Annotated in this window: 12 protein-coding genes; 11 read left to right on the forward strand and 1 reads right to left on the reverse strand. The window is 64.2% G+C overall.

Annotated features, from left to right (window positions below; all coding sequences use genetic code 11):
- Positions 1-164: 164 nt before the first annotated feature.
- The 6 genes from AB0I22_RS10190 (at position 165) to AB0I22_RS10215 (ending at position 10,983) form a co-directional block, all read left to right on the forward strand.
- Positions 165-1,385: a helix-turn-helix transcriptional regulator gene (locus tag AB0I22_RS10190; RefSeq protein WP_363130239.1), complete on the forward strand. Its 1,221-nt coding sequence runs from the start codon at positions 165-167 to the stop codon at positions 1,383-1,385.
- A gap of 10 nt (positions 1,386-1,395) precedes the next feature.
- Positions 1,396-1,878, forward strand: a complete 483-nt coding sequence (locus tag AB0I22_RS10195; protein ID WP_309028910.1) for an NUDIX hydrolase — start codon at positions 1,396-1,398, stop codon at positions 1,876-1,878.
- A gap of 154 nt (positions 1,879-2,032) precedes the next feature.
- Complete coding sequence (locus AB0I22_RS10200) at positions 2,033-5,245, forward strand: helicase-related protein (RefSeq protein WP_363130240.1); 3,213 nt, start codon at positions 2,033-2,035, stop codon at positions 5,243-5,245.
- The gene (locus tag AB0I22_RS10205) at positions 5,242-6,012 is read left to right on the forward strand and encodes a DUF4391 domain-containing protein (RefSeq protein WP_363130241.1); all 771 of its coding nucleotides are present in this window, start codon (positions 5,242-5,244) and stop codon (positions 6,010-6,012) included. Before AB0I22_RS10200 ends, AB0I22_RS10205 begins: the two co-directional genes overlap by 4 nt.
- A 139-nt stretch (positions 6,013-6,151) precedes the next feature.
- Positions 6,152-7,984: a site-specific DNA-methyltransferase gene (locus AB0I22_RS10210; RefSeq protein ID WP_363130242.1), complete on the forward strand. Its 1,833-nt coding sequence runs from the start codon at positions 6,152-6,154 to the stop codon at positions 7,982-7,984.
- Between the two features lie 17 nt (positions 7,985-8,001).
- Complete coding sequence (locus AB0I22_RS10215) at positions 8,002-10,983, forward strand: DEAD/DEAH box helicase family protein (RefSeq protein WP_363130243.1); 2,982 nt, start codon at positions 8,002-8,004, stop codon at positions 10,981-10,983.
- A gap of 382 nt (positions 10,984-11,365) precedes the next feature.
- Here AB0I22_RS10215 and AB0I22_RS10220 read toward each other — a convergent pair whose 3' ends face one another.
- On the reverse strand, positions 11,366-11,551 hold the full coding sequence (locus AB0I22_RS10220) for a hypothetical protein (protein WP_363130244.1): 186 nt from the start codon (positions 11,549-11,551) through the stop codon (positions 11,366-11,368).
- Positions 11,552-11,941: 390 nt separating this feature from the next.
- Here AB0I22_RS10220 and AB0I22_RS10225 point away from each other — a divergent pair, with 390 nt between their 5' ends.
- The 5 genes from AB0I22_RS10225 to AB0I22_RS10245 are packed head-to-tail and all read left to right on the forward strand — an operon-like array spanning position 11,942 to position 16,346.
- Positions 11,942-13,636 carry an AMP-binding protein gene (locus AB0I22_RS10225; RefSeq protein ID WP_363130245.1) on the forward strand — a complete coding sequence of 565 codons (1,695 nt, stop codon included), beginning with the start codon at positions 11,942-11,944 and terminating at the stop codon, positions 13,634-13,636.
- A 9-nt stretch (positions 13,637-13,645) separates the two neighbouring features.
- Positions 13,646-15,199: a phenylalanine aminomutase (D-beta-phenylalanine forming) gene (locus AB0I22_RS10230; RefSeq protein WP_363130246.1), complete on the forward strand. Its 1,554-nt coding sequence runs from the start codon at positions 13,646-13,648 to the stop codon at positions 15,197-15,199.
- Positions 15,200-15,233: 34 nt separating this feature from the next.
- A complete protein-coding gene (locus tag AB0I22_RS10235; RefSeq protein ID WP_363130247.1) occupies positions 15,234-15,614 on the forward strand; it encodes a hypothetical protein in 381 nt (126 codons plus the stop codon).
- Between the two features lie 40 nt (positions 15,615-15,654).
- Positions 15,655-16,104, forward strand: coding sequence for a beta-hydroxyacyl-ACP dehydratase (locus AB0I22_RS10240; RefSeq protein ID WP_363130248.1), 450 nt, complete (start codon positions 15,655-15,657; stop codon positions 16,102-16,104).
- The gene (locus tag AB0I22_RS10245; protein WP_363130249.1) at positions 16,101-16,346 is read left to right on the forward strand and encodes an acyl carrier protein; all 246 of its coding nucleotides are present in this window, start codon (positions 16,101-16,103) and stop codon (positions 16,344-16,346) included. The genes AB0I22_RS10240 and AB0I22_RS10245 overlap by 4 nt, the downstream gene beginning before the upstream one ends.
- Positions 16,347-16,349 lie beyond the last annotated feature (3 nt).

Below are 16,349 nucleotides of genomic sequence, written 5' to 3' on the forward strand. Positions count from 1 at the left end.
AAGCAGAACCGATCGCCAAAGACCGCTGAAATGAAGGGAGTTACCCCCATCGCCCTGCGGCTTTCTCGGTCTGCTGCGACAGTAGGCGCGGCGCCCCGCAGTACCCCGGAAAAACCTTCCGGGGTCGATTCCGGCCACGAGGTGATGCTCAGGACATGCGAGGGATGACAGAGAACCTGACCATCGGAGAACGCGTTGCCTGGTACCGGCGCCGACGTGGACTTTCCCAGGAAGTCCTGGCCGGCCTCGTCGGCCGCACCACGGACTGGCTGAGCAAAGCGGAGAACAACCGGATCGAGCTCGACCGCCTCTCGGTGATCACCTCACTCGCCGAGGCTCTCGACGTCTCGCTCGGGGATCTCCTCGCCGAGCCGACGCTCCTGGAGTGGTCGAGTGACAGCGGCCGCCGCACGGTGCCCGCTCTGCGCGACGCGCTCATGGAATACAAGCAGCTCACGCCCTTGCTGGGGCTCCCACCCGACGACGAACCGCCGACTCTGACGGGCTTGCGTGACGCAGTGAAGGAAGTCCTCGACGCCTACCAGGTGTCTCAGTACGGCTTCGCGACTCGACGGCTTCCTCTCGTCCTCGCCGACGCACTCGCGGCCTCCCGCTCGTATTCAGGGCGTGAAGGGGAGGAGGCCCATGCCGAACTCGCCCTGGCCTATCACGGTGCGGCCATGGTGCTGGGCAAGGTCGGGGAGTCGGAACTGGCGTGGATCGCCGCCGACCGCGGCTTGGCGGCAGCGCAACGGAGCGGCCAGAGCACGGTGACGGGCTCGCTCTTCCGCGCGGTCACGCACTGCCTGATGGCCACTGGCCGCTTCACCGCGGCGATCCAGCTGGTGAACGACGCGGCGGCCGTCATGCAGCCCGGCCTGGGCACCGCGAACGACGAATACCTCTCGGTCTACGGCACGCTCTTCCTCGCCGGCGCCATGGCGGCCGCCCGAGCGGAGGACCGCGCAACCACCCAGACCTTCCTCCGCGAAGCGGATGAGGTCGCGCAACGACTGGGTGCCGACGCGAACCACCTCTGGACGGCCTTCGGCCCGACCAACGTGGCCATCCACTGCGTCGCCACCGCCGGAGAACTCGGCGACATCCAGATCGCGGCCGATCTCGGGCAGCGCATCGACACCAGCGGCTTGCCTGTAGAACGGCGCGTGAGGCACAGCCTGGAAGTCGCCCGAGCCTTCAGTGCCTGGAATCGGACCGACGAGGCCCTGGCCACGCTGCTGGACGCCGAGCGAGCCGCACCCGAACAGGTGCGTCACCACTACCTGAGCCGCGAACTGGTCATCGGCTGGATCCGCGGCACCCGAGGCCGCCCGTCCCAGCCGGTGGCCGACCTGGCCCGCAGGCTCGGCGTGGTCGGCGGTTAGAGTCCGTCCTGTGACCGAGAACGAGCACGAAGCGAAGATGGCCCACCCGCGCATGGCCGCCGGCGCGCTCTTCTTCGACGACGCCGACCGGGTCCTCCTCGTCGAGCCCTCCTACAAGGACTACCTCGATATCCCAGGGGGGTACGTCGAGGGCGGAGAGTCCCCCATGCAAGCCTGCGCGCGCGAGGTCCACGAGGAGCTGGGCATCCGGCCCTCCATCGGGCGCCTGCTCGTCGTGGACTGGGCGCCAAGTCCGGGCGAGGGAGACAAGGTCCTCTACCTTTTTGACGGTGGCCGTCTCGGCGCGGATGAGTGCCGACGCATCGTGTTGCAGGCCGACGAGATCCGTGACTACGCCTTCCACGACGCCGAAGAGTTGCCGGAACTCACCATCCCCCGCCTCGTACGACGTATCGCCGCTGGCATCAAGGCTCGGGCCAATGGCGTAACTGCCTACCTGGAGCATGGGGCGGTGCCGGACGCAGCGCGATAGTCCTGGGGAGGCCGAAGCTGAGGCGCGGTCGGGCATCTCCAGGCACCGCGTCAGTACCCTGCTCTAAGCTCTGAGCCATCCAACTCGTTCGTTCTATTTGGTGCTCGGAGGGGGAAGTGCATTGAAGGTCGTGAGCAACCGAGGTGGCGACCGATTGATCGATGCGGTGCGGCCGAGTCTGCAGCCGGGCGGTGCATTGGACCTCGCCTCGTCGACCTTCTCGGTATACGCGTTCGAAGAGCTCAGCGACGAGCTGGCCAAGCTGGAGCAGGCTCGACTTCTGCTACCGAGTGTAGCCGCCGATCTGCACCTACTGGGCGGCGAGCATGATCGCGCTGCCCGCAACCGCCTGTCGAGCCGCTACCTTGCTGCGTCGTGCGTCGAGTGGCTGTCTCGGCGGGCCGAGGTGCGGCATGCGGCGTTTCATGCTATCCCCCAGGGTGTTCTGGTTGCCCGAGCGGCCTCGGGTGAAGTGATTTCGCTGGCCCAGGGCTCTTTCGGCTTCGATCGTGCCGGCCTCGGCCTGGCCCCTGGTAATCCGTACACGTCGATCCTGCGCTCCGACAACGAGAGCGAGGCGGCCGCTCTCGCTCCTGCACTCTTCGAGGCGATGTGGGAGAGCACGCCCGCCTCTCTTGAAGCGGGCCCGCTGCTGGAGCAGATGCGTGCCCTCGGGCGCTATCGCGACCCGGAGCGCATTTACCACCTCATGCTCCACCATCTGTTTAGCGCTGCTGGCGGGGAGCTGGACGAGGACACGGTCATCGATGCGAAGACCGGCATCCACGACACCGTGGTGTGGGGAAAGCTGTACAAGTTCCAGCGGGACGGCGTCATCGGTGCGATCGACAAGCTGAATCGCTACGGCGGCTGCATCATTGCGGACAGCGTCGGCCTGGGGAAAACCTTCGAGGCGCTCGCCGTGATCAAGTACCACGAGCTGCGCAACGACCGGGTGCTCGTACTCTGCCCGAAGCGGCTGCGAGACAACTGGACGATGTACACGGCGAATGACCGCCGAAACCTCCTCGCTGCAGATCGCTTTAACTACGACGTGCTCAACCACACCGATCTGTCCCGTGAGTCCGGCAGATCGGGCGACATCGACCTTGCCCACGTCAACTGGGGTAACTACGACCTGGTGGTCATCGATGAGTCGCACAACTTCCGCAACGCCAACTCTCCGAAGCAGAACGGCGAGACTCGCTATGACCGCCTGATGCGCCAGATCATTCAGGAGGGCGTGAAGACCCGCATCCTGATGCTCTCGGCAACCCCGGTCAACAACCGGCTTGCGGACCTGCGCAACCAGATCGCCTTCGCTACCGAGAACGACGACACGGCCTTGGCGCCGTACGGTATCGCCAGCATCGCCGAGACCGTCCGCGTCGCGCAGCGCCAGTTCAATCGGTGGCAGGAACTTGGCCCAGAGGGGCGTACCCCAGCCCTACTCGTGGACATGCTGGGCTTCGACTATTTCACGCTGCTCGACATGCTGACGATCGCCCGCTCGCGCAAGCACATCGAGAAGTACTACGGCACTGCCGAGACTGGATCCTTCCCCGAGCGCCTCGCACCGCTCAACGTGAAGTCGGATATCGACACACAGGGCGACTTCGGCGCCATCGGAGAACTCAACGACCAGATCCGCAAGCTCAATCTGGCCGCTTACTCGCCCATGCACTACTTGAGACCGGACAAGCGGGCCGAGTACGCCGACAAGTACGCCACCCGCCTGAAGAGCGGCAAGGGTAGCTTCCAGCAGGCCGACCGAGAGCAGAGCCTGGTCAACCTGATGAGGGTGAACATCCTCAAGCGGCTGGAGAGTTCCGTCCACTCCTTCCGGTTGACGGTGAGCCGGCAGCTGGAGCGCATCGACGCGCACCTGGGTGCGATCGACCGCCACGAGAGCTACTACCGCCCCGACTCTTTCGACGAGGAGGAGCGCGACGACCTGCGCTCGGACGAGCTGGCGATCGGTGGTGGCAAGATCAGGGTTCTCATCGCGGACATGGATCTGATCCGCTGGCGCCAGGACCTCCTAGAGGACCATGAGCGCCTCTCCGCGATGCTGTACAGGGCCGAGCAGGTGATACCGGAGCGTGACGCGAAACTAAGCCACCTTAAGCGGCTAATCGCGGATAAGGTTCGCAACCCCGTCAACCCGGGCAATCGCAAGGCCATCGTCTTCACTGCTTTCGCGGACACCGCCGCCTACCTGTATGAAGAGCTCGCCGAATGGGCGCGGGTCGAACTCGGCGTCGAGGCTGGCTTGGTGACGGGGTCCGGGAACAATCGCACCACGCTCAAGCTGCGCCGCGATCTTCCCGCCATCCTCTCTGCGTTCTCCCCACGCTCGAAGCAACGCCCGGACGATCTGGCTGGAGAGGGAGAACTCGACCTGCTCATCGCCACGGACTGTATCTCCGAGGGTCAGAACCTGCAGGACTGCGACTGGCTCGCGAACTATGACATCCATTGGAACCCGGTGCGCATCATCCAGCGCTTCGGCCGCATCGACCGCCTCGGTTCGCGCAGCGCTCGGATCCAGCTCGTCAACTTCTGGCCGCAGATGGACCTGGAGGAGTACATCGGCCTCGAGCAGCGAGTCACGGGCCGCATGGTGCTCCTCGACATCTCCGCCACCGGCGAAGAGAACGTCATCGAGACCAGCGCCGGCGACCCGATGAACGATCTCGAATACCGGCGCGCACAACTCCTCAAGCTGCAAGACTCCGTCCTCGACCTTGAGGACCTGTCGACCGGCGTGTCCATCGCTGACCTCACCCTCACCGATCTGCGCATCGACCTCGCCGATTACGCCAAGCGACACCCCGGCGAGCTGGATGCGGAGCCACTCGGAGTTCACGCGGTCGCGGACACCGATGGCGATGTCCCACCCGGACTGATCTTCTGCCTACGTGCCGAAGACCAGGCGGCCGATCGGGCCGTGCAGGCCGGCGACCCACTTGCCCCTCACTACCTCATCCACGTCGGGGAGGAAGGGGTGGTGCAGCTCAGCCACACCCAGACCAAGCGCATCCTCGACCGGGTGCGCAGGGTCAGTGCCGAGCAGGGCCAGGTTGACCCGGGGCTCACCGCGCTGTTCGACGCCCGGACTCGGCGCGGCGCCGACATGGGGGCAGCCCGCAAGGCCCTTGCCGCCGCTGTACGCTCCATCACCGGCAAGGAGGAAGAGCGCGCGGTCGCCAGCCTGTTCAGCCTGGACGGCACCCAGGCCGCCGCGGCAGGAGGCTTCGCCGGGACCAATGACTTCGAAGTACTCGCCTTTCTCGCCGTTTTGCCCCGTGTCGACGCCGAACCTGTCGGTCCCGCCACACACGACGACCAAGAAGCCCAGCGATGACTCCGGACGACGTGGTCGACGCCCTTCGGTTGCCCGCCGACTGCGCAGTGGATGTCCGGGTGCCCAAGACCCAGTTGCAGGCGCACTCCGACTTCAGCGCCGCTGATCGGCGGTTGCTGCAGGATGGCATCGATACCCTGCGCTGGGCCGCCGCGATACGTCCCGATGCCGTGGGAATCCCTGCCTACATGGCCCCGGACGGCAGTCGGCGCGTTCCCGAGCTCCACGTCATGACTCTGCGTACCCGGACCGGAACCAAGCTCACTCGCCTGGAAGAACTCCTCCATCGAGCCGTGCCATACCCGATCCTCCTTGTTAGCGAACAGGAGTCCGGTCCCCGTGTTTCGGTTGCCCTCAAGCGCATGTCACACGCGCGGAACGATGAGGTCACACTGGAGAGTCCGCCTGTGAGTGCTTCCGTCGGAGACGTCCCCGCACCGGTGGGCGATGCTTTCCTGGGCGCGCTCCAACTCGACCGGCAGCCACGCAGCGACCTCAGTGCGGTCTACGACGGTTGGCTGGCCCGGACGGTTGCCTTGCGTGTTGCTGCGGTGCTTGGGGAGTTTGCGCCCGCGGGCACCTTGGGTGCGGCGCAGACCCAGCTGTCTGCCCTGACAGAGAGCACCCGCCTCGAGACAGAGATCAACAAGCTGGTCGCCCAGATCAAGAGAGAGAAGCAGATCCCTCGCAGGATCGAGCTACAGGACCAGATCAAGGTGAAGAGAATCGCTTTGTCAGTGGCGCACGATAAGTTGCGTCTGGCGTAGTAACGCAGGAAGAACGAAGAGCACGGTCAAGAAGAAGGCACCGGTTGAGCCGGACGGTGCCGTAGTCAAGCAGGGGACGATCAGGGTGACAATGCACACGGTTGAGCCGGGGGATCCGGAGACCCACTCCAAGGACCTCGTGGCGGAGAACCTCGAACAGCTCCGGAAGATCTTCCCGTCTGCCTTCGCGGAGGGCAAGGTCGACTTTGACGCTCTGCGTGAGCTGCTTGGCGACGCCATCGATGACGGCGATGAGAAGTTCGGACTGTCCTGGTTTGGCAAGCGCAATGCCCGACGTGTTGCCCTCAGGCCGAGCACGGCGACGCTGCTGCCCCGCCAAGAAGAGTCGGTGGACTGGGACACCAGTCGCAACATCATGATCGAGGGCGACAACCTTGAAGTGCTCAAGCTCCTGCAGAAGAGCTACGCGAACAAGGTCAAGCTCATCTACATCGACCCGCCGTACAATACCGGCAAGGACTTCATTTACCCCGACAGTTTCCAGGACAGCATTCAGAACTATCTTGAATTCACCGGCCAGACCGACAGTGGTGGCGGGAGGCTCAGCAGTAATGCCGAGACTTCTGGGCGTTATCACAGTGCCTGGTTGGATATGATGTACCCCCGGTTGACATTGGCTCGGAGTCTGCTCGCAGATGACGGGCTTATTATTGTGTCGATCGATGATCATGAAGTCCATAATCTCCGCGCACTTCTTGACGAGATCTTCGGTGGCGAGAATTTCATCGGATCATTTATTTGGAAGCGCAAAGCTGGAGGCGGTGACGATAGCGGCCATATTGCCGTTGAGCATGAGTATCTGCTTTGTTATGGGCGTCGTATCGAGTCTGTGAAGCTTGCGCGGATCAAGCATGAGAGCCCGGCTATGACCGCGAAGTATAATCGGTCGGAAAATGGCAGGCGCTACTATTTGGAGCGACTGGACAAGACGAGCCTTACTTATAGTTCGGCACTTGACTTCGAAATCGAATGTCCGGACGGAACGTGGATCAGCCCACCTCAGAATGACCCGGAAAATCCGACCACTATCTGGCGCTGGAGTAAGTCAAAGGTCGCCGACAGCCGAGGCGAGCTGGAGTTCCAGCGCGACAAGAAGACGGGCGAGTGGCGGATTTATACCCGAACGTGGGAGTCCTTGGACGGCGTTACTGCCCGGAGTCTTCTGGTGGATGCTGAGCACGGGAGGAACCGGGATGGGACTCAGGAATTGATCTCGCTTTTCGGGGGTCGAGTATTCACCAATCCGAAGCCGGTCAAGATGCTCAAGCATATTCTGCGCATTGCTGCAAGTGATCCGGACTCCATTGTTGTGGATTTCTTTGCAGGCAGTGGTAGCGTGGCGCATGCCTTGATGGAAATGAATGGCGAAGACGGGGGGTGCCGTCGATTTGTCTTGGTGCAACTCCCTGAATCTACTGGGCGTAGTGACTATGTGACGATCCCGGAAATCACGAGGGCGCGACTTCGAAAGGTCGGCGAGAAGCTTTCGGGGAATCTCGGCGCGGGGGATTTCGGATTTCGCTCCTTCGCTCTTTCGGAGGGGAATATCGTCCGCTGGGACACCTCCCGTCCGGACTTCGAGCAGCAAGCATTCGAGCACATCGAAAACGTCCGCGAGGGCCGCTCCGAACAGGACATTCTCTTCGAGTTGCTGCTTAGCCAGGGGCTCGACCTCGCTTCTGCTGTGGACACGCGCACCTTTGCAGGCGTCCATGTGTTTGCGACTGGTGGGGGTTTGCTTTTTGCTGTTCTCCCGCCTGTCGTCTCAGTCAACAGGGATAACGCGGAGGGCATCGCCCAGGGAATCATTGCCTGGTGTGAGGAGCTGCAGCCTGAAGCAGACGTGACTGTCTTCCTCAAGGACGTGGCTTTCGCTGACGATGTTGCCAAGGCGAACCTCGTGGCGATCCTCGAGCAGCACGGGACCCCCTTCGTCGTGAAGAGCCTGTGAGCCGAGGGGACGTCAGGATGAAAAAGCCCAAGCTTCATTTCGATTCCGAGCTGTCACACCAGAAGATGGCTGTGGATGCGGTGTGTGATCTATTCCGCGGGCAGGAGAGCGGGCACAGCCTGTTCACCGTCAGTGGAGATAACGACGACCTGTTCACGCCCGCGGCAGGCGTCGGGAACCGGTTGCGGATTCTGCCCGATCAGCTGCACATGAACCTGAACGAGGTCCAGGAGCGTAACGGTCTGCCGCTCTCCTCGCCGTCCGACCTGGCGGACGAGCGCGACCTGAACTTCACCATCGAGATGGAGACCGGGACCGGCAAGACGTACGTGTACCTGCGAACGGTCTACGAGCTGAACAAGCGTTACGGCTTCACGAAGTTCATTGTTGTCGTGCCATCTGTGGCGATCAGGGAGGGCGTCTACAAGTCGCTGCAGATCATGGAGGACCATTTCAAGGCCCTCTACGACGGCACCCCACTGCACTACTTCCCCTACGACTCGGCGCAGCTGGGCCAAGTGCGGAACTTCGCCTATAGCTCTGGCATCGAGCTGATGATCGTGACGGCCGCCGCGATCAACAAGCAGGCGACCGCGAAGATCTATCAGCCCAGCGAGCGGACGGGAGGCGAGGCGCCGATCGAACTGATCAAGCAGGTGCGGCCGATTCTCATCGTGGACGAGCCGCAAAGCGTGGACGGTGGTCCCCAGGGGCGGGGTCGGCAGGCGCTGCGCACGATGGCCCCGCTGTTCAGCCTGCGCTACTCGGCGACGCATGTCGACGTGTTCAACATGGTTTACAAGCTGGATGCCGTCGACGCCTACCAGGCGGGACTGGTCAAGCAGATCGAGGTAGCCGGCGGTACCGTCGAGCACGCGCACGGCCGCCCCTACATCCGCCTTGAGAGGGTCAGCACGCGGAAGAACGACTACACGGCGACCGTGGAAGTTGACGTGATCAGGTCTGGGCGCGTCGCGCGCCAGACAGAGAGAGTCAACCCCGGAAGCAACCTTGAGGCGATCACTGGCAACCGTGTCTACGAGGGGCTGTTGATCGGTGACGTCTCTAAGGGCCGTGGCAAGAGTGAGCTGGGGTTCATCCAGATCCACGGCGGCGGAATCGACGAGTACCTCAGGGAAGGCGAGGCTTACGGCGACATCCCGGTGCTCGAGCGCGCCCGGCATCTGATCAACAAGACCATCCGGGTGCACCTTGATCGGGAACTGGAGCTCCGCTCCAGGGACATCAAGGTGCTGAGCCTGTTCTTCATCGATCGCGTGGACCGCTACCGCGCCGAAGATTCGGATGGCGCTTCGGTACCGGGCGAGTACGTGAAGATTTTCGAAGAGGAGTATGCGCAGCTCCAGCGCAACCCCCGCTACTCGACCCTCTACGACGGGGTGGATCTCGACTCTGAGCCGAGCGCCGTCCACGAGGGCTACTTCGCTCGGGATGCCAAGGGCAAGCCCAAGGACATCAAGGAGGGAGCGGCCCAGGACGGCGCGGACGCCGAGCGCGCGTATGACCTGATCATGCGGGACAAGGAGCGCCTGCTCAGCCTCGACGAGCCGGTGAAGTTCATCTTTTCCCACTCGGCGCTTCGAGAGGGCTGGGACAACCCGAACGTCTTCCAGATTTGCAGCCTGCGGGAGATGAGCTCCGAACGGCAGCGTCGGCAGACCATCGGCCGCGGTCTACGGCTCGCAGTGAATCAGGAAGGCCAGCGGCTCCATGGCTTCGACGTAAACACCCTTACGGTCGTTGCGACTGAGAGCCTGGAGCAGTTTGCCACCTCACTCCAGACCGAGTACGAGCAGGACGCCAAGGTCAGCTTCGGTCGAATCGAGCCGCACCAATTTTCCAGCCTTCTCCTTCCCGACAGCGATGGGAAGCGGCTCGGTAGCGAGGGCTCGCAACGGCTCTTCGCTGCTCTGCAGGAGGCTGGCTACATTCAGAGCAACGGTAAGATCGACGCGCAACTGCTCCAGCAGGCTCTCGCGGAGGACACGTTCACACTGCCCGTGGAGTTCGCCGGCCTGGAGTCTGTAGTTGCGGAGCGGCTCCAGCAGCGTGCCAAGGGCGTCACCATCAACGACCGGGATGAACGACGAACGGTCAAGGTCCGTAAGCAGGTCTTCGAGAACCCACAGTTCCACGAACTCTGGAACCGCATCAAACAGAGGAGCACCTACCGGGTGGACTTCGACCCGGAGAAGCTGATCGCGGACGCAGCGGGTGCTCTGAAGGAGGCCCGCCAGATTCTTCCTGCCCGCATGGTGTGGACGTCAACGACGTTGGCCATAAGCGAGCGTGGCATCGAAACCGGTGCTGAGTCGACCTCGGCCCCGCAGCTGGTCGAGCAGGGAGACATCCCGCTACCGGATATCCTCGGCGAGTTGGCTGAGCAGACCAAGCTGACCCGACGCACCATCCACCGGATCCTCTCTGAGAGCGGCCGCTTCCGGGATTTCCAGCGCAACCCGCAGGAGTTTGTATCCCTCGCCGCTGAGAAGATCACAGAGGCTCGGCGTGCGGCGCTTGTCGACGGGATCAAGTACGTCAAGCTCGGGGAGAGCGACGTCTACGCCCAGGAGCTCTTCCTTACCGAGGAGCTGCACGGCTATCTCGGCAAGAACCTGACCCCTGCGGCGAAGAGTGTCTACGAGGAAGTTCGTTACGACTCCGAGACCGAGCGGAAGTTCGTCGAGGATCTGGAGTCGGCGAGCGATGTCGAGGTGTACGCCAAGCTCCCGTCCTGGTTCAAAGTCCCCACCCCGCTCGGCACATACAATCCGGACTGGGCTATCGTGCGTCGCCTTCCCGACGGCGAGCAGCGCCTTTACCTGGTGATAGAGACCAAGGGCACCCAGCAAGAGAGCCTTCTCCGACCGGAAGAGCTGGGAAAGATCAAGTGTGGGCGCAAACACTTCGAGGCCCTGGGTACCAATGTCACCTTCGAGCAGACGGATGTCTGGGGCCACGTGACGTTCACCGCATGAGAGATGCCCTGTGGTGGAGCGGGCGTCCGTCCCACCACGGGCACCTCAGCTTGCAGCGCGCCACAAGGATTTGCGTGAGCGCTGCGTGAGCGGATGGGGTGGCACAGGATGGATCGGGCGGCACGCAGGTCTCGGCCGCACGCTTCTGACCAGCGAAACCGAGAGCCCGTGGCACAGTCCAGCACCACCCGGGACGATCATGCAGGCCCTCGTAATGCGTAGGTCTCGGGTTCGAATCCCGAAGGCGGCTCCGCTTAAGCCCAGGTCATACCTCGTGTGACCTGGGCTTTCTCATGGCCTGGCCAGTTTTCGGAGGCGTCACCGCCACCCGCGTCTGGGCTGTCTCATCCAAGGGGAGCGCATGAGTTCCCTGAGCCAACCTCTATGCCGCGGTCGTCTCGGCAGTCGTGTTGATCTTCCTGTTGGCGTGGTGGGTTTCGGGGGCGTAGCAGGCGCCGTCGCGTCGGCAGGCCCAGACCACCGGCAGCCAGACGCGGACGAGGATGCGGGCGAGGACAGCATGGGATGTCTGGTCCCTGTTGCGGTGCGACCGGCTGGCCGACGTCACCTTCAGTGCCCCCGAACCCCTTGTCGGCGCATTCGACGGGGCTTACGACACGTCCGTACCACGGCGACCTGATATATGACTGCCTCGTCGAGACCGGCCTGGCCATCAGACCCGCCCACCTGAGTAATTCAGCGACACCACGAGTTCAACTTCGGCAGCCCCAAACCCAGGGGGCATTTTCCGTGAACCATGGACGCACCGAGCGCGTCTCCCAGGGGCCGACCGCGATCGTGCTCCGCTGCCTGGCGGACCCGCCGGTGCCGAGTCTGATGAGGACGCGTGCGAGCAACTGGTGAAGGCCCGTTTCCTGACCGTGCGGCCGTTCAAGCAACACGCCAACCTGCGAATACATCCCCGATCAAGACACGCTCCAGTCCGGCGCCCATTCCGGTGCTCGACAGTGGCTCCCGAGGCCCCGAGACACAAGGCAGGCCCAGCGGCTCTGCTCGCCACAACCACTCGACTGAGAAGGGAGATGCTATGGAACGTACGCGTCCTTCGGCGGACAACCTCTATCGGCTGCTCATGGGGCCTGTGGCCAACACTCCGGGAAAACCCGCAGTGGTTGAGGAAGACGGGAATGGAGCGCTTGAAGAGATCTCCTACTGCCGTCTCGACAGCCAGGTCCAGGAGTACGCAGCGGTCTTGGACGGCCTCGGTCTCGATGTCGGTGACCGCGTAGTGATCGAGGCGGACACCTCGGCGGCGGCGGTAGCCCTGCTACTTGCTTGCTCAAAGCTGGGTTTGCCGTTTGTGCCGGTAAGCCCGCAGACGCCGGACGCCCGCCTGCGCTCGATCCTGCGGTCGGTCGAACCCGCGCTCCACGCAAGGGCGGACGGCCTTGAGCACAGGGAGCCGGCAGCAGCAGTCGGCAGCGCGCACTTCGGCCGGGGAGGGCTGGTGGTCGAGCACCTGCCGGCGGGCAAGGTGCGCCGGCGGCGGAACGTGCTCGACACCGACACCGCGTACATCATCTTCACCTCCGGGTCGACCGGCAGCCCCAAGGGCGTGGTGATGAGCCACCGGTCGATCGTGACGTTCCTCCGCGCGATGCTGGAGGACGGAGTGGTCGCCCCCGACGACCGGGTGGCCAGTACCTCACCGCTCCAGTTCGACTTCGCGCTCTTCGGAATCGGTGTCGCCCTCGCCAGCGGCGCCACGCTCGTTCCGGTATCGCGCGAGAACCTCGACTCACCGCGGCGTATGACCGGTTTCCTGCATGATGCCGAGGTCACGCAGGTTCACGGGGTCCCGTCACTCTGGCGTCCGGTCCTGCGCGTCGATCCGGACCTGCTGAAACAGTTGGAGCGGCTGCGCTCGGTCGTCTTCGCGGGAGAGGAGTTCCCGATCCCTGAGCTGCGTCGGCTACAGGAGACGCTTCCCGGCGTTCGCCTCGTCAACGGCTACGGAGCGACGGAGTCGATGGCCGCCTCGTTCACCGACGTCCCGAATCCGCTGCCGACGGAACAGGAACGGCTGCCGATCGGATACGCCCACACCGGGGCCGAGATGACCCTCGTGGGCCGCCAGGGAGAGGTGGTCACCGAGCCGGGCTTGACCGGGGAGATCTACCTGCGCAGCCCGTCGCTGTTCACCGGCTATTGGAACGACCCTGAGGCCACGGCCGCGGTGCTGGTGCCCGACCCGGCCGAGCCGCGGCACGGGCAGATGGTTCTCCGCACGGGCGACCTGGCCCGCCTGGGCGACGAGGGCGAGCTCTACTACCTGGGCCGGTCCGACTACCAGGTGCAGATCCGTGGAAACCGGGTGGAGCTGGGCGAGATAGAGGGCATCCTGACGCGCCTTCCCGCCGTGACGGCGGCGGCGGCCACCTTGGTGCCGCGTTCCGGAGACCACGCCCTGGCGGCGGCCGTCGTCCTCGACCACCCGGAAGCGGAACTCGACATAGGCGCGGCACTTGAGTTCTGCGCGCGGGAGCTGCCCACCTACATGGTGCCCCGGTCGATCCACACCTTGCCGGAGCTCCCCCTGACCGAGAACGGGAAGATCGACCGCGCCGTGCTCACGCAAACACTGGCCGCCCCGCGGAGCACATCGGATGTACGACATGCCACCAACGCTTAGGAGCTATACGTGACTTACACCCTGTCCCTGGACCAGCGGGTGCGGCTCACCGAGGTCGAGTCGACTGCAGTTTCAGCTGACCCCGTGGCCATTGACGACGCTGTTCGCGCACGCGTGCAGGCCTCCCGAGACATGCTGGAGAAGTTCGTCGCGCAGGAGCGGGTCATCTACGGCGTCAACACGAGCATGGGCGGCTTTGTCAATTGGCTGGTGCCGGTCTCCAAGGCACGGCAGCTTCAGGAAAACCTGCTCAACGCGGTGGCGACCAACGTGGGCGACCGCCTCGACGACACCACGGTCCGCGCGATCATGACGTCCCGCATCGTGTCGCTGGCCCGCGGCAACTCGGCCATCTCCATGACCAACCTGGAGAAGCTGATCGCGGTACTCAACTCGGGTGTCGTGCCGTGCGTGCCGGAGAAGGGATCGCTGGGCACCAGCGGCGACCTCGGGCCGTTGGCCGCGATCGCTCTGGTCTGCATAGGCCAGTGGAAGGCGAGGCTGGACGGCGAGGTCCTCCCGGGTGCCGAGGCGCTGCGACGGGTCGGCATCGAACCGATGGAACTCAGCTACAAGGAGGGTCTGGCGCTGATCAACGGCACCTCCGGCATGGTGGGCCTGGGCAGCATCAACGTCGCGCGGGCCCGAAGGCTGCTGCAGTCGTATCTGCTGGTCTCGGCGCTGTCCGTGGAAGCACTCGCAGGCAAGACCAAGCCGTTCGATCCGCGAGTCCACAAGCTCAAGCCACACCAGGGACAGCGGGCGGTCGCCGAGTTCCTGCGAAATACGCTGGACGACTCCACTCTCGCGGTTGACGAGCTCGACACCGAGCACTTGCTCTCGGGCGAGATGGGAGACGACGCGAAGGCCGGATCGCAGTCCATCGAGGACGCCTACTCGATCCGGTGCACCCCGCAGATCCTTGGGCCGGTCGTCGACAGCCTCGCCAACATCGAGCGGGTCGTCGAGGACGAGCTCAACTCGTCCAACGACAATCCGCTGGTCGACCCCGACGAGGCCGAGGTGTTCCACAACGGGCATTTCCACGGACAGTACGTGGCGATGGCCATGGATCACCTGGTGATCGCGTTGACCACGCTGATGAACCTGTCCAACCGCCGCATCGACCGCTATCTCGACAAGAGCAACAGCGAGGGGCTGCCGGCTTTCCTGTGCCAGGAGGACCCGGGCCTCCGTCTGGGGCTGATGGGAGGCCAGTTCATGACCGCCTCGCTGACCGCAGAGACCCGGGCGAAGGCCATGCCCATGTCCATCCAGTCGCTGAGCACGACCGGGGACTTCCAGGACATCGTCTCCTTCGGCTTCGTCGCGGCCCGGCGCGCCAGGGAGGTGCTGGACAACGTCGCCTACGTGGTCGCCTTCGAGCTGCTCTGTGCCTGCCAGGCCGTCGACATTCGGGGTACGAAGGGCCTGTCGTCCGCGACCCGGCGGCTCTACGAGCAGACGCGTGAGGTGGTCCCCTACCTCGACCACGACGTGACGATCACCGATTACGTGGAGGAGCTCGCGCAGCGCCTCGTCGCCCAGCCGGGCCTGGGCTGAGGACGCCGTGCCTGCCTCTATCCGGACAGCGACGGTGTTCGACGTGCTGAACCGCCCACCGCAGACCGAGAAGACCCCGGAGGGCACCCGGGTCACGCTGCGGATGCCCGTGGACCGGGCCACCGAGCAGATGGCCGGCCACTATCCGGGCTTCCCGATCCTGCCCGGGGTTCTCTTGATCGATTCTGTGCGCCAGGCAGCCGGTTTCGCCGATGGCCGCGAGCTTCGGCTGTGCAGCATCGACCGCGCTCGTTTCGCCAGCCCATTGCTTCCAGGTGACGAACTGGACCTCTCCCTACTGGTGACTCCCGACGCGAATGGGAAGATCGGGGTCCGTGCCCGAGGCACGCGTGTCGATGGCCGGATGGCGGCGGAGCTGTCCGTCACGCTCGAACCGGTGGCGGCCCATGCTTGACCACAGCCAGGTGCGCGGCCGGCTCCGCCAACGCCCCCCGATGCTCCTGCTCGACACCGTCCGGGAGTACTCGCCGCCAGGCTCGCTCGTCGCCACCAAGGCGGTCACCGGCGGGGAAGCCTGCTATCGGGACTTGGCGGACGGTACCGGCATCGACGGCTTCGCGTATCCGTCGGCTCTCCTGCTCGAGTCGTTCGGCCAGGCCGTCTCTCTCCTGTGGTCGCTCGCTGCGCTCGGCCAGCCGGAAGAGATCCCGCTGATGGTCGGCCTCCGCGACCTCGTCTACGCCGTGCCTGTCGTACCCGGGGATGTCCTGGAACACCATGTGCGGCTCAACCACCATTCCGGTGCGGTCGGTGAGTTCACCGGTGAGACCCGGGCAGCCAACCGAACCGCCCTCACCGTGGGCTCCGTTCTGGTCGTCTCCCGCCCGGCCGCGAGCCTGCTCTCCACCACATCAGTACCGGCGCAAGCAAAGGACGGCGGATGAACGACACCGACTACTCGATCTCAAGGGTCCGCGCGATCGTGGCGGAGGTCCTGGTATTGAGTCCGGACGAGATCGACCCCAACGAGGACTTCGTCAAACGCTTCCAGGCCGACTCCCTCAACCTGATCGAGATCGTCGCGCAGGTGGAGAAGCAGTTTCAGGTGGTTCTGCCCCCGAGCGAACTGAAGCAGGCGAACAGCGTCACCGCCTTGTGCGAGTTGGCTGCTCGGCAGACAGCCTGACTC

It is taken from the genome of Streptomyces sp. NPDC050610 (genome assembly GCF_040654875.1).
Classification (GTDB): domain Bacteria; phylum Actinomycetota; class Actinomycetes; order Streptomycetales; family Streptomycetaceae; genus Streptomyces.